Here is a 13,191-nt window from a genome sequence, read left to right on the forward strand (position 1 = left end):
CGCCCCCCAGCGCGTGAGGGGCTCAGTCGGCCTGCTGGTCGTTGGCCGAGCCGCCGGGGCGTTGCAGCGGCTGCTCTTCCTCGGGCACGCCGAACAGGCGGCGCTGCATGTTCAGCGTCACGTCGTTCAGCAGCGCCTGCGCCACCATCGCGCCGGGTGACCGGCTGCGCACCTGCGTCCAACGCTGCATGCGCCGCAGGTCCATCGCAGTGCTGCCTTCTTCCAGGCCGGTGTCGTCGGCGCCCAGCACCACGGCCAGGCCGGGCAGGTCTTGGAAGGCCTGGCCCCCCAGCACCACCATCAGGCGCGGTTGCGCCGAAGCCTGGCGCAGGCGGCGCACGGCGGCGGCGATCGCCGGCAGTTGCTCGTCGCGGCAGAAGACCGGGCTGATGGCGATGTGCAGCAGGTCTACGGCCTGGCGCGCCAGCAGGTCTTCCAGCTCGGCCAGCCGGGCCGGGAAGGCGCAGCGCACGGCCCAGCCGGCGCCATCGAGCGCGATGCCCGCGAAGGTGACGCCAGCGAGGTGCGTTTCACCGGGCCACAGCGCCACCAGCGCCTCCGGCCTGGCCGAGCCGCCACGGTCGGTGAGCGGGCAGGCCTGGCGCATCAGCGTCTGCAGCCGACCTTGCGCCACGACGAGCTGCGTGCCGGTGCAGCGGTCGTCCTGCCAGGCGGCGGCCATCGCGCGCGACACCGGCCCCAGCACGTGGGCGCCCAGGGCGCCAGCGTCGGGCTGCAGACGGGCCACGCGGTCGCCCAGCGCGCGGGCCTGGGTCTCGTCGTCGGCCAGCAGCGCTTCGGCCATCTGTGCCGGCGGCGGCAGGTGGGCCCACAGCGCCAAGCCGCTGAGGTAGGCGGGAATCTCGTCGCCGCGTTGCACGCGCGCCGGGCTGACCTCGGCCGGCAGGGCCCAGGTGCCGGGCACTTCGGGCAGGGCCTGGGTGCTGCCGCATTGCATGTGCCAGTCGGCGAAGAGTCGCTCGGCGCGCCAGGGCGTCTGCAGCCGTTCGATGCTGTGGTGGCGGTGGTCGCGCTGGATGGAAGCCCACACGCGCTCCAGCGCCTCGCGCGGGCCTTCCAGCCACTGGAAGAAGCGCCCGCCGTCCAGCACCAACAGGCCCGTGAGCTGTTCACGCGCGTTGCGTGCGCGGGCCGTTTCCAGCAGGGCCTGCACCTCCTGCGGCGCCAGCTCGCGTGTGGCGCGGCTGCGGTAGACCAGCTGGGACAGGGCGCGCCGGTTCAGGGCGTCTTCGGGTTGCTTCACGGCTGCGTTCTCCTGGCAGCGGGCGCCGCCGGTGCAGGGGCAGCGGGCCCGGGGTTCGTGCGCTGAAGTACGGCCAGGGCGCGCGATGGAAAGTGTCAGGAGAACTTTACCGCAGCCAGTGTTGAGCGGCGATGACGGCGCTGGTCTTCAACCGTCCAGTTGCTTCTGGAACACCAGCCCCGCGTGTTCACGCAGCGCGTGGAACTGGATCTTGGGCCAGTTGTCCTGCATGGCGCGCAGCTCGCCGGCGTATTCCAGCAGCACGGTGGGCGCGTCCACCGCGTCCAGCGCCACGCGGTGGCTGTTGCCGTCGATGAAACGCTGCAGCTCCTTGTCGCCACCGTTCTCCGGCGGGCACGTCACCCAGCGCGCCACGTTGTAGCGCGCCGGCATGATGCGCGCCTTGCAGCTGTATTCATGCTCGAGCCGGTGCGCCACCACCTCGAACTGCAGCTGCCCCACCGCGCCCAGCAGCAGCACGGTGCCCGCCACCGGGCGGAAAACCTGGATCGCGCCTTCTTCGCCCAGCTGCGTGAGGCCGGCGCGCAGCTGCTTGGTCTTCAGCGGGTCGGCCACCTCCACGCTGCGGAACATCTCGGGCGCGAAGAAGGGCAGGCCGGTGAACTGCAGGCTCTCGCCTTCGCTGAGCGTGTCGCCCAGCTGCAGCACGCCGTGGTTGGGGATGCCGATGATGTCGCCGGCAAAAGCCTCGTCCAGCAGCTCGCGGCGCTGGCTCATGAAGGTGACGACGGTGTTGGGCCGCAGCTCCTTGCCGCTGCGCGCCACCTTCAGGCGCATGCCGCGCGTGAACTTGCCGCTGGCCACGCGCACGAAGGCGATGCGGTCGCGGTGCGCCGGGTCCATGTTGGCCTGGATCTTGAACACCACGCCAGTGAACTTGGTCTCGTCGGGCTGCACCACGCGCTGCATCGCGCGGCGCTCGGCCGGCGGCGGCGCCAGGTCGACCAGCGCGTCCAGCACCTCCTGCACGCCGAAGTTGTTGACCGCCGAGCCGAAGAACATCGGCGTCTGGCGCCCGCCCAGGAACTCGGCCGCCTCGAAAGACGGCGCGGCGTCGCGCACGAGCTCGATCTCGCCTTCGGCCTGCTCGTAGGCCGCGCCGAAGCGTTCCTTCAGCACCGGGTTGTGGATGCCATCGACGATCTCTTCCGTGCCCGCCACGCGGTCTTCACCGGGCGAGAACACGCGCATCTGGTCCTTGCGCAGGTCGAGCACGCCGCCGAAGAACTTGGCCATGCCCACCGGCCAGGTGAAGGGCACCACGGTCATGCCGAGTTCACGCTCGATCTCGTCCATCAGCGCGAGGGGATCTTTCACCTCGCGGTCCATCTTGTTGACGAAGGTGAGGATGGGCGTGTTCCGCGCGCGGCACACCTGCAGCAGGCGGCGCGTCTGCGGTTCCACGCCGTTGGCGGCGTCGATGACCATCAGCGCCGCGTCCACGGCGGTCAGCACGCGGTAGGTGTCTTCGCTGAAGTCCTGGTGGCCCGGCGTGTCGAGCAGGTTGATGACGCAGTCGCGATACTCCATCTGCATCACCGAGCTGGCCACCGAGATGCCGCGCTGCTTCTCGATCTCCATCCAGTCTGACGTGGCGTGCCGCGTGGCCTTGCGCGCCTTCACGCTGCCGGCGATCTGGATGGCGCCCGAGAACAGCAGCAGCTTCTCCGTCAGCGTGGTCTTGCCCGCGTCGGGGTGGCTGATGATGGCGAAGGTGCGGCGGCGGCGCACTTGCGGGGCGAGATCGGTGGACATGGTGCGCGGGCTCAGAAGGAGCGCGATTATCGGCCGCGGTGGTGGGGCGGTGCGATGATCGGCCCGACATGAACGCCTTGCTCGACCTGCACCCCGAAGTGGCCGACGCTCTGCACCACGGCCGGCCCGTGGTGGCGCTGGAGTCCACCATCATCAGCCACGGCATGCCCTGGCCCCAGAACGCCGAGACCGCGCTGCGCGTGGAAGCCGCCGTGCGTGAACACGGCGCCGTGCCGGCGACCATCGCCGTCATCGATGGCCGGCTGAAGGCGGGCCTGTCGCGCGAGCAGATCGAAAGCCTGGCGCAGCAGGGTCTGGCCGTGCCCAAGGCGAGCCGGCGCGACCTGCCGCTGCTCATCGCGCGCGGTGCCACCGGTGCCACCACGGTGGCCGCCACCATGATCGTCGCGGCGCTCGCCGGCATCCGGGTCTTTGCCACCGGCGGCATCGGCGGCGTGCACCGCGGTGCCGAGACCAGCTTCGACATCAGCGCCGACCTGCAGGAGCTGGCGCGCACCTCGGTCGCCGTGGTCTGCGCCGGCGCGAAGGCCATCCTCGACCTGCCGCTGACGCTGGAATACCTGGAAACGCAGGGCGTGCCGGTACTCGGCTTTGGCACCGATGAACTGCCGGCCTTCTATTCGCGCGAAAGCGGCTTGAAGCTGCCCGCCCGGGCGGACACGCCCGCCGAGCTGGCCGCCGTGCTGCACGCCAAGTGGCAGGCCGGGCTGGAGGGCGGCGTGGTGATCGCCAACCCCATCGCCCGCGAACACGAGATTCCGCAGCCGCGCATCGCCGGCTACATCGCGCAGGCGCTGACCGAGGCGCAAGCGCAAGGTGTGGCCGGCGCCGCCGTCACACCCTTCCTCCTGGCGCGCGTGAGCGAACTCACCGGCGGCGCCAGCCTGAAGGCCAACATCGAGCTGGTGCTCTCGAATGCGCGCTTGGCGGCCCAGGTGGCCGGCGCACTGGTTGCGCTGCACATCCAAGTGGGCCAGACCTGATGGCCGCCGGCGCGGTGCCCGTGGCTTCCGCGCTGCCCGAACGGCTGCGCGAGGCCACGCGCGAGCTGCACACCGCCACCGAGCGCAGCGGCGCGATGGCCGCGCTGCTGGCCGGGCGCCTGCCGCGCGCGGGCTACTGCGCGATGCTGCGCAACCTGCAGGCGCTCTATGCCGCGCTGGAGGCGGCGCTGGCCGCCCACGCGGTCGAGCCTGCCCTCGTGATCCTGGCCGCCGGCCCGCTGCAACGCGCGCCGGCGCTGGTCGAAGACCTGGCGGTCCTGCACGGCCCCGGCTGGGCCGAGGCGCTGCCGCTGGCCGCCGCGATGCGGGCCTACGTGGCACGTCTGCAGGCCCTGCAGGCCGCCCCGGCGGCCGAGGCCGCGCCCAGCCTCGTGGCACACGCCTACGTGCGCTATCTGGGCGACCTGCACGGCGGCCAGGTGCTGCAGCGGCTGGTGGCTCGGCTCTACGCCCTGCCGGCCGGCGACAGCGCGCCCGGCACGCGCTTCTACGATTTCGGTGACACGCCGCAGGTGCTGCTGCTGCGCCAGCAGCTGCGCCGCGCACTCGGCAGCCTGCCCTTCGACGCCGCGCAGCAAGACGCCACGGTCGAAGAAGCGCTGTGGGCCTTCACCCAGCACCGCGTCTTGTTCGAGGAACTGGCCGCCGCTTGATCAGCCGCCGGTGGTGAAGCCGCGCAGCCGGTCGTAGAGCTGCGTGGCTCGCTGCGCCGAGGCTTCCACCTCCTGCAGCAGCGGCGCCACCGAAGGCGCGCCCACGGCGTCGGCGATGTCCATCGCCGCGAGGCTGGCATTGCCCAGGATGGCGCCGAGCACCTCGTCGTGCAGCCGCCCCGCGCTGCTGGCCTGCACCAGCGAGGCCTCCAGTCGCTGGCGCGCACGCGCTGTCTGCCGCCGGGCGCGCAGATCGTCGAAGACGAAGATGCAGCCCAGCAGGCTGCCGTCCCGCGCCGGCACGGCTTCGGCGCGCACGGCCACGGGCGTGCCCGGGCCGGCCACCACCCAATCACCGCGCCAGGCCTGGTGGGCCAGCTCGGCCAGCACCGCCTGCACCCGCGCAGGTTCTTCGAAGAGCAGGGCCACCTCGCTGCCGCTGGCGGGCAGCCCACTTCCGCCCCGCAAGGCGCCGAAGGCCTGGTTGGCGAAGATCAGCCGGCCGCCCGCGTCGCTCATCAGCACCGGCTCACGCGCTGCATGTACCGTCGCGCGGATCTGCGCCAGCTGGTGCTCGGCGATCAGCAGCCGCACGGCGTTGACCTGCACGATGATGTCGACCAGCGCCGTGCCGATGGCGCGTGCCATGCTGCGTTCGGCCAGCGTCCACGGCCGCGCGCTGCCGCGCACGATCTCCGACCAGGTGGCGAAAGAGCGCCGCGGAGACAGCTGCAGCGGGTCTTGCGGCAGGCCCTGTTCGCCCTCGGTGCCACCCGCCCCGTCGCCGGCCAGCAGCGCCGCCTTGTCGGGGTTGCCGGCCCACTTCACGGTCTGCAGCTGCTCGGGACGGAACCACATCAGGTATTCAGGCCGCTGCACCGAGAGCCGCACCGCCATCACCCCGCAGGCCGTGGCCGCCAGGCCGGCCAGCGGCGGGTGCAGCCGGCCCACCGCGGTGCAGCTGAAGGGTGCGCCCTGGTCGCTGCCCACGGGCTGCGCGTGCAGCCAATCGCACAGCGCGCGCAACTCGCGCGTGGAAGGCACCTCGCCCGTGGTGAGCACGTCGTCGCCGTGGAAGAGCGCGGCGCCCGTGGCTTCCAGCGGCTGCAGCAATGTCTGCGGGCTGCGCAGCAGTGCGTGCCGCCAGTCGCCTTCGGTGCTGGTGGCCTCGATCAGGCGCTGTTCCAGGCGCTGCACCATCAGCGCCACCTGCACGTGCGCGTAGTTCTCGATGGCCGCGATGCGCGTGGAGGCCACCTCGGCCAGCAGTTCCACCACCTGGCGCAAGGCCAGGCTCAGGTGGCGGGGCTGGTAGTGGTGGGCGGCGATCAGGCCCCACAGCCGCCCTTCGCGCACGAGCGCGGCCACCAGCGTGCCGGTGACGCCCATGTTCTTGAGGTACTGCAGGTGCAGCGGGCTCATGCTGCGCAGGTGGCACATCGACATGTCCAGCGCCTCGCCGCTGTCGGGCCGCATGGGCGGCACCAGCGGCGAAGGCGTGTAGTGCACGTCGGCCAGCACGCGCACGCGCATGCGCAGGTAGAGCTCACGCGCGCGCTGCGGGATGTCGGTGGCCGGGTAGTGGTGGCCGAGCAGCGGTTCCAGTTCAGGCTTCTTGGCCTCGGCGAAGATCTCGCCGTGGCCGTCGGGGTCGAAGCGGTAGACCATCACGCGGTCGTAGCCGGTGAGCTCGCGCAGCACCTGCACCACGGCCTCGCACAGGCCGTTCAGCGTGCCGGCGGCCGAGAAGCGCTGCACCGCAGCGGCGATGCTGCGCGCGCCGTGCGGGCTGTGCGGGTCGGTGAGGCTGGCGGCGACGGCCTTGCCGCCGCCCAGGCCCACACCGCGGTCGACGGGCTCGAGTTCCAGCACCAGGCCGCCGCCGGGCGGCTGGTGCAGCGTGCCCTCGAAGTAGCGCCGCTCGCGGCCCTGGCCGCTGTGGCAGCGCAGCGGCAGCGGCACTTCGCCCAGGCCGGCCAGGCGGGGCAGGTGGTGGCGCACCACCTCGGCCACGTCGCCGCCCAGCAGCGCCAGCGGCCGGCCCAGCAAGGCCTGGGCTTCCAGGCCCAGCAGGGCGGCGGTGTTCTGGCTGGCCTGCAGCACCGGCAGGCCAGCAGCGGCCTGCAAAAGCAGCAGCACACCGTGGGGCTGGACCGAGCCCGCCAGATGGATCAGCTCTCGTTCGCAGTTGCTCAGGGTGGCCTGGCCGAAGGCGGGGCTGTCCATCGGCCCAAGGTAGCACAGGGCCGCCCCGCGGGGCTGATCGTTATCAAGGAGAAAGGCTGCGCGTGAACCCTTGGCCGGCGGCCCTCCGCCGGGTCACTCGAGCAGCGATCGCAGCATCCAGGCCGTCTGCTCGTGCACCGTCAGGCGCTGCGTCAGCAGGTCGGCGGTGGGCTCGTCGCTGGCGGCATCGGCCAGCGGGAAGATGCTGCGCGCCGTGCGTGCCACGGCCTCATGGCCGTCGACGAGGATCTGCACCATCTGCAGCGCCTTGGGCGGCAGCGCCGGGGCATCCGGCAGCGTGCTCAGTGCGGTGAACTGCTGGTAGCTGCCGGGCGCCGCATGGCCCAGGCTGCGGATGCGCTCGGCGATGGGGTCGACCGCATTCCACAGCTCGGTGTATTGCGCCATGAACATGGCGTGCAGGCTGTTGAACATCGGGCCCGTCACGTTCCAGTGGAAGTTGTGGGTGGTGAGGTAGAGCGTGTAGGTGTCGGCCAGCAGGCGGCTCAGGCCAGCGGCGATGGCGCCGCGGTCATGCTCGCTGATGCCGATGTTGATGAGTGCGCCGCCGGTCGTGGCGGCCACCGCGCCGGCTTTCTTGCCGCTGGATTTCTTGGCCATGCTGGGTTCTCCCGAAAGTGAAAAACAACCCCCGGACTCTAGCGAAGCCGGGGGTCGGGTTCTGTGCCCCGGGGCACAGTGGCGCCGGGCCTCAGGCCCAGGGCGCAGCGGGGCCTGGGGGTGCCGCCACCAGCAGGGTGAAACCCCCTGCGGCGATGACAGCGCCGACGGCGCGGCGCAGCAGCTTCATCACAGCCCCTTGTTCGGCAGCTCGTAGCGGTCGAGGTTCATGACCTTGGTCCAGGCGGCGGCGAAGTCGCGCACGAACTTCTCGTGCGAGTCGCTCTGCGCATAGACCTCGGCCAGCGAGCGCAGCACCGAGTTCGAGCCGAACACCAGGTCGGCCGTGGTGGCCGTCCACTTCAGCGCGCCGGTCTTGCGGTCGCGGCCTTCCAGCACGCCCTCCGTGGCGCTGCGCTGCCAGGCGGTGCCCATGTCGAGCAGGTTGACGAAGAAGTCGTTCGTCAGCGCTTCTTCACGCGTGGTGAACACGCCGTGTTTCGCGCCGCCGTGGTTGCCGCCCAGCACGCGCAGGCCGCCCACCAGCACCGTCATCTCGGGCGCGGTGAGCGTGAGCAGCTGCGCCTTGTCGACCAGCAGCTCGGCCGCGTGCGCCGCCAGGCCCGGCTTGGCGAAGTTGCGGAAGCCGTCGGCCCGCGGCTCCAGCACCGCGAAGCTCTCGACATCGGTCTGGTCGGCGCGGGCGTCGGTGCGGCCCGGCGCGAAGCGCACGGCCACGTCCACACCCGCCTTCTTCGCGGCGGCTTCCACTGCGGCGCTGCCGGCCAGCACGATCAGGTCGGCCAGCGAGACATGCTTGCCGCCGCCGGCCGTGGCATTGAAGCCGGCCTGGATGCCTTCCAGCGTTGTCAGCACCTGCGCGAGCTCGGCCGGGTTGTTGGCTTCCCAGTCCTTCATCGGCGCCAGGCGGATGCGCGCGCCGTTGGCGCCGCCGCGTTTGTCACTGCCGCGGAAGCTGCTGGCCGAAGCCCAGGCCGTGCGCACCAGCTGCCCCGTGCTCAGGCCCGAGGCCAGCACCTGCGCCTTCAGCGCGGCCTGGTCGGCGGCGTCGATCAGCGGGTGGTCGACGGCGGGCACCGGGTCTTGCCAGATCAGCGTTTCCTGCGGCACCAGCTTGCCCAGGTAGCGCGCCTTCGGGCCCATGTCGCGGTGCGTCAGCTTGAACCAGGCGCGGGCGAAGGCGTCGGCAAAGGCGGCCGGGTCTTGGTGGAACTTGCGGCTGATCTTTTCGTAGGCGGGGTCGAAACGCAGCGAGAGGTCGGCCGTGGTCATCATCGGCGGGTGCTTCTTGCCGGGCTCGTGCGCGTCGGGGATCAGGTGCTCGGGCTTGCAGTTCTTCGGGTGCCACTGCCAGGCGCCGGCGGGGCTCTTGCTCAGCTCCCATTCGTAGCCAAAGAGCATGTCGAAGTAGCCGTTGTCCCAGGTGGTGGGGTTGGGCTTCCAGGCGCCTTCGATGCCGCTGGTGATGGTGTGCGCGCCTTTGCCGCTGCCAAAGCTGTTCTTCCAGCCCAGGCCCTGTTCTTCGATGGAGGCGCCTTCGGGCTCGCGGCCGACGTGGCTCTCAGGTCCCGCGCCGTGGGCCTTGCCGAAGGTGTGGCCGCCGGCCACCAGCGCCACGGTCTCCTCGTCGTTCATGGCCATGCGCGCGAAGGTCTCGCGCACGTCGCGGCCGCTGGCCACGGGGTCGGGTTGGCCATCCGGGCCTTGCGGGTTTACGTAGATCAGGCCCATCTGCACGGCGCCGAAGGGGCCCTGCATCTCGCGGTCGCCCTTGTAGCGGCTGTTGGGTTTGTCGCTGGTGGCGAGCCACTCGGTCTCGGCGCCCCAGTGGATGTCCTTCTCGGGTTCCCAGATGTCGGGGCGGCCGCCGGCGAAGCCGAAGGTCTTGAAGCCCATGCTCTCCAGGGCCACGTTGCCGGCCAGCACCAGCAGGTCGGCCCAGCTGAGCTTGTTGCCGTACTTCTGCTTCACGGGCCACAGCAGGCGGCGGGCCTTGTCGAGGTTGCCGTTGTCGGGCCAGCTGTTCAGCGGCGCAAAACGCTGCGCGCCCGTGCCGGCGCCGCCGCGGCCGTCGGCGATGCGGTAGGTGCCGGCAGCGTGCCAGGTCAGGCGGATCATCAGGCCGCCGTAGTGGCCCCAGTCGGCCGGCCACCACTCCTGGCTGTCGGTCATCAGCGCCTTCAGGTCGGCGACGACGGCATCCAGGTCGAGCTGGGCGAATGCCTGGGCGTAGTCGAAGTCCGGGCCCAGGGGGCTGGTCTTCTCGGATTGCTGGCTGAGGATGTCGAGGTTCAGCTGCTCGGGCCACCAGTCACGGTTGCTGCGGCCACCGGCGGCCATGGTCATGGCGCTGTGGTTGAAAGGGCATTTGGCTTCGTTGGACATCGCGGGTCTCCTTGGGGCTGCGCCTGGGCAGGCGGGTTCAGGAGGTCGAATGTAGAAACCGCCCTGGTGAGGGTCAACGCAATTGCATCGAAGGGCGGAATAGCCGGCGGGCCTATGGCCGCCATAGCCCCGGGATCACCCGCAGGCTGCGCTCAGGCCGTCAGCCGCGTCACACCCGGCAGCGGGCAGGCGTAGATGGCGTTGCGCAGCGCGGCGATGGCCTCGTAGCGCGGGAAGGTGCGGCGCCAGGCCAGCACCACGCGGCGCGTGGGTGCCGGCGCGGTGAAGGGCACATAGCGGATGTGCGCCTGCACCTCGGCCGGCACGCTGAGCTGTGGCACCACTGTCACGCCCATGCCCGAGGCCACCATGTACTTGATGGTCTCCAGGCTGCTGCCCTCGAAGCTCTTGCGGATGCCCTCCGCATTGCTGGCAAAACGTGCGTACTCGGGGCAGACCTCCAGCACGTGGTCGCGGAAGCAGTGGCCGGTGCCCAGCAGCAGCATGGTCTCGTTCTTCAGCTCTTCGGCGGTCACCGAGGCACGCTGCGCGAACGGGTGGCCCGCAGGCACGGCGGCCATGAAGGGCTCGTCGTACAGCGGTGCCACGGCCAGGCCGGTGTCGGGGAAGGGCTCGGCCATGATGGCGGCATCCAGCTCGCCGGTGCGCAGCATGTCCAGCAGCTTGGCGGTGAAGTTCTCCTGCAGCATCAGCGGCATCTGCGGCACGGTGGCGATGGCGTTCTTCACCAGGTCGGGCAGCAGGTAGGGGCCGATGGTGTAGATCACGCCCAGGCGCAGCGGGCCGCTCACCGGGTCTTTGCCGAGCTTGGCGATCTCGCGGATGGCCTGTGCCTGCTCGATGACCTGCTGCGCCTGGCGCACGATCTGATCGCCCAAGGGCGTGACGCTCACTTCCGAGGCGCCGCGCTCGAAGATCTTCACGTCGAGTTCTTCCTCCAGCTTCTTGATCGCCACGCTCAGCGTGGGCTGGCTCACGAAGCAGGCTTCGGCAGCGCGGCCGAAGTGCCGTTCACGCGCCACGGCGACGATGTACTTGAGCTCGGTCAGGGTCATGGGGTTGATTCTCCTTTGCGCGGCGCCGCGGGCGGGGTCTCAGGCTTTCAGGTACTCGGCCTTGCTCGCCAGCCAGCGCTGCACATGGGCGGCTGCAACCGAGGGCTGCTCGCGCAGCAGGCGTGGTGCGGCCTCACGGGCGCGCTGCAGCAGCGCGCCGTCTTCGGCGAGGTCGGCAAAACGCAGCAGCGCATCGCCACTCTGGCGCGCGCCCATGAACTCGCCGGGGCCGCGGATTTCCAGGTCGCGCCGGGCGATCTCGAAGCCGTCGTTGGTTTCGGCCATGGCCTTCAGGCGGTCTTTGCCCGTGGGCGAGAGTGGCGCGGTGTACAGCAGCACGCACACGCTGGCCACCGCGCCGCGGCCCACGCGTCCGCGCAGCTGGTGCAGCTGCGCCAGGCCGAAACGCTCGGCGTGCTCGATCACCATCAGGCTGGCGTTGGGCACGTCCACGCCCACCTCGATGACGGTGGTGGCGACCAGCAGCTTCATCTCGCCGGCGGTGAACAGCGCCATCACCGCCGCCTTCTCGGCCGGCTTCATGCGGCCGTGCAGCAGGCCCACCAGCACGCCCGGCAGCGCGGCCGTCAGCTCGGCGTGCGTGGCGGTGGCGTTCTGCAGGTCGATGTGCTCGCTTTCTTCCACCAGCGGGCACACCCAGTACACCTGCCGGCCCTGTGCCACCTCTTCGCGGATGCGTTCGATGACGGCGGGCCGTTTGCCATCGGCAAAGACCTTGGTGACGATGGGCGTGCGGCCGGGCGGCAGTTCGTCGATGGTGCTGACGTCGAGGTCGGCGTAGTAGCTCATCGCCAGCGTGCGCGGGATGGGCGTGGCGCTCATCATGAGCAGATGCGGTTCCAGCTGCTTGCCTGGGGGCGCGCCTTCGCCTTCCAGCTTCTTGCGCAAGGCCAGCCGCTGGGCCACCCCAAACCGGTGCTGCTCGTCCACGATGGCCAGCCCCAGCTTCGCGAAGACCACGTCGTCCTGGATCACGGCGTGCGTGCCCACCACCAGCATCGCCTCGCCGCGGGCTACCTTCTCCACCTCGGCCTGGCGTGCCTTGCCTTTGCGGCTGCCGGTGAGCCAGGCCACCGTGATGCCCAGCGGCGCCAGCCAGCCCACCAGCTTGCGGAAGTGCTGCTCGGCCAGGATCTCGGTGGGCGCCATCAGCGCGCACTGCCAGCCCGCACCCATGGCCGCGGCGGCGGCCAGCGCGGCCACCACGGTCTTGCCGCTGCCCACGTCGCCCTGCAGCAGCCGGTGCATGGGCTGCGGGCGGCCCAGGTCGGCGGCGATCTCGGCCACCACGCGCTGCTGCGCGGCCGTCAGCGTGAAGGGCAGCGCGGCCAGCAGGCGCTCGGCCAGCCCGCCGGGCGCGCCCTGCAGCACCGGCGCGGCCAGCTTGGCGCGCGCGGCCTGGGCCTGCGCCTGGCTCAGCTGCTGGGCCAGCAGCTCCTCGAACTTCAGGCGCTGCCAGGCGGGGTGGCTGTGGTCTTCCAGCGCTTCGGTGGGTGTCTCTCGGCCCGGGTGGTGCAGCGTGTGCAGCGCCTCGCGCAGCGGCGGCAGGCCCGGCGGCACCACGCCGGGCGGCAGCAGTTCGTGCAAGGGCGCACGGCCCAGCGCCGAGATCACGGCCTTGCGCAGGTAGGCCTGCGGCAGAGCGGCAGTGCTGGGGTAGACGGGCGTCAGCGCCTGCGGCAGCGGCGTGTCGGGCTGCACGGCGCGGAACTCGGGGTGCACCATCTCGCGGCCGAAGAAGCCGTGGCGCACCTCGCCGCGCGCGCGCACCGTCTGGCCGACGGCCAGCGTCTTCTGGTGCGAGGGGTAGAAGTGCAGCAGCCGCAGCGTGAGCTCGCCGTGGCCGTCGTCCAGCTTCACCAGCAGCTGGCGGCGGCCGCGCGACTCCACGCGGCACTCGCTCACCGTGCCCTGCACCTGGCCGGTGTCGCCATCGCGCAGGCTGCTGATGGGCACGATGCGCGTCTCGTCCACGTAGCGCATGGGCAGGTGCAGGGCCAGGTCGATGTCGCGCACCAGGCCCAGCTTGTGCATGGCACGCACCGGCGCGGGCAGGGCTTTGGCGGCAGGCGCTGGGGCCTTCTCGGTCGGCATGGAACAATTTTGACCTCCCCCTCATCAAC

At 71.1% G+C, this 13,191-nt stretch carries 9 protein-coding genes; 2 read left to right on the top strand and 7 right to left on the bottom strand.

Translation table 11 applies throughout. The annotated features are described in order from the left end of the window. Positions 1-22 precede the first annotated feature (22 nt). Positions 23-1,264, bottom strand: coding sequence for a BLUF domain-containing protein (locus tag EOE66_RS02760; RefSeq protein WP_164884975.1), 1,242 nt, complete (start codon positions 1,262-1,264; stop codon positions 23-25). A gap of 147 nt (positions 1,265-1,411) precedes the next feature. Then, a complete protein-coding gene (locus EOE66_RS02765; protein ID WP_128227142.1) occupies positions 1,412-3,040 on the bottom strand; it encodes a peptide chain release factor 3 in 1,629 nt (542 codons plus the stop codon). A 68-nt stretch (positions 3,041-3,108) separates the two neighbouring features. Between EOE66_RS02765 and EOE66_RS02770 the strand changes: the two genes are divergently transcribed. Further along, positions 3,109-4,044: a pseudouridine-5'-phosphate glycosidase gene (locus tag EOE66_RS02770; RefSeq protein ID WP_128227143.1), complete on the top strand. Its 936-nt coding sequence runs from the start codon at positions 3,109-3,111 to the stop codon at positions 4,042-4,044. Beyond that, entirely contained in the window at positions 4,044-4,718 is a 675-nt protein-coding gene (locus EOE66_RS02775; protein ID WP_128227144.1) for a biliverdin-producing heme oxygenase, read from the top strand. Before EOE66_RS02770 ends, EOE66_RS02775 begins: the two co-directional genes overlap by 1 nt. Here the strand turns inward: EOE66_RS02775 and EOE66_RS02780 are convergent, their stop codons facing one another. The 5 genes from EOE66_RS02780 to recG all read right to left on the bottom strand — a co-directional run bounded on the left by EOE66_RS02780 (position 4,719) and on the right by recG (position 13,162). After that, positions 4,719-6,944, bottom strand: coding sequence for a GAF domain-containing protein (locus tag EOE66_RS02780; RefSeq protein ID WP_128227145.1), 2,226 nt, complete (start codon positions 6,942-6,944; stop codon positions 4,719-4,721). A gap of 93 nt (positions 6,945-7,037) precedes the next feature. Next, complete coding sequence (locus EOE66_RS02785) at positions 7,038-7,565, bottom strand: Dps family protein (RefSeq protein ID WP_128227146.1); 528 nt, start codon at positions 7,563-7,565, stop codon at positions 7,038-7,040. Positions 7,566-7,754: 189 nt separating this feature from the next. After that, complete coding sequence (gene katG / locus EOE66_RS02790) at positions 7,755-9,971, bottom strand: catalase/peroxidase HPI (protein WP_128227147.1); 2,217 nt, start codon at positions 9,969-9,971, stop codon at positions 7,755-7,757. A gap of 152 nt (positions 9,972-10,123) precedes the next feature. After that, complete coding sequence (locus EOE66_RS02795; protein WP_128227148.1) at positions 10,124-11,047, bottom strand: hydrogen peroxide-inducible genes activator; 924 nt, start codon at positions 11,045-11,047, stop codon at positions 10,124-10,126. A 39-nt stretch (positions 11,048-11,086) separates the two neighbouring features. After that, the gene (recG, locus tag EOE66_RS02800; RefSeq protein ID WP_128227149.1) at positions 11,087-13,162 is read right to left on the bottom strand and encodes an ATP-dependent DNA helicase RecG; all 2,076 of its coding nucleotides are present in this window, start codon (positions 13,160-13,162) and stop codon (positions 11,087-11,089) included. Positions 13,163-13,191: the final 29 nt, after the last annotated feature.

The sequence above is a fragment of the Rubrivivax rivuli genome, assembly GCF_004016505.1.
GTDB classification, from domain to species: domain Bacteria; phylum Pseudomonadota; class Gammaproteobacteria; order Burkholderiales; family Burkholderiaceae_C; genus Rubrivivax; species Rubrivivax rivuli.

What these genes read in the sequence shown, in the direction of transcription:
- EOE66_RS02785 (WP_128227146.1), bottom strand. Translation starts at nt 7,565, where the DNA reads ATGGCCAAGAAATCCAGCGGCAAGAAAGCCGGCGCGGTGGCCGCCACG.
- katG (WP_128227147.1), bottom strand. Translation starts at nt 9,971, where the DNA reads ATGTCCAACGAAGCCAAATGCCCTTTCAACCACAGCGCCATGACCATG.
- EOE66_RS02775 (WP_128227144.1), top strand. Translation starts at nt 4,044, where the DNA reads ATGGCCGCCGGCGCGGTGCCCGTGGCTTCCGCGCTGCCCGAACGGCTG.
- recG (WP_128227149.1), bottom strand. Translation starts at nt 13,162, where the DNA reads ATGCCGACCGAGAAGGCCCCAGCGCCTGCCGCCAAAGCCCTGCCCGCG.
- EOE66_RS02770 (WP_128227143.1), top strand. Translation starts at nt 3,109, where the DNA reads ATGAACGCCTTGCTCGACCTGCACCCCGAAGTGGCCGACGCTCTGCAC.
- EOE66_RS02780 (WP_128227145.1), bottom strand. Translation starts at nt 6,944, where the DNA reads ATGGACAGCCCCGCCTTCGGCCAGGCCACCCTGAGCAACTGCGAACGA.
- EOE66_RS02795 (WP_128227148.1), bottom strand. Translation starts at nt 11,047, where the DNA reads ATGACCCTGACCGAGCTCAAGTACATCGTCGCCGTGGCGCGTGAACGG.
- EOE66_RS02765 (WP_128227142.1), bottom strand. Translation starts at nt 3,040, where the DNA reads ATGTCCACCGATCTCGCCCCGCAAGTGCGCCGCCGCCGCACCTTCGCC.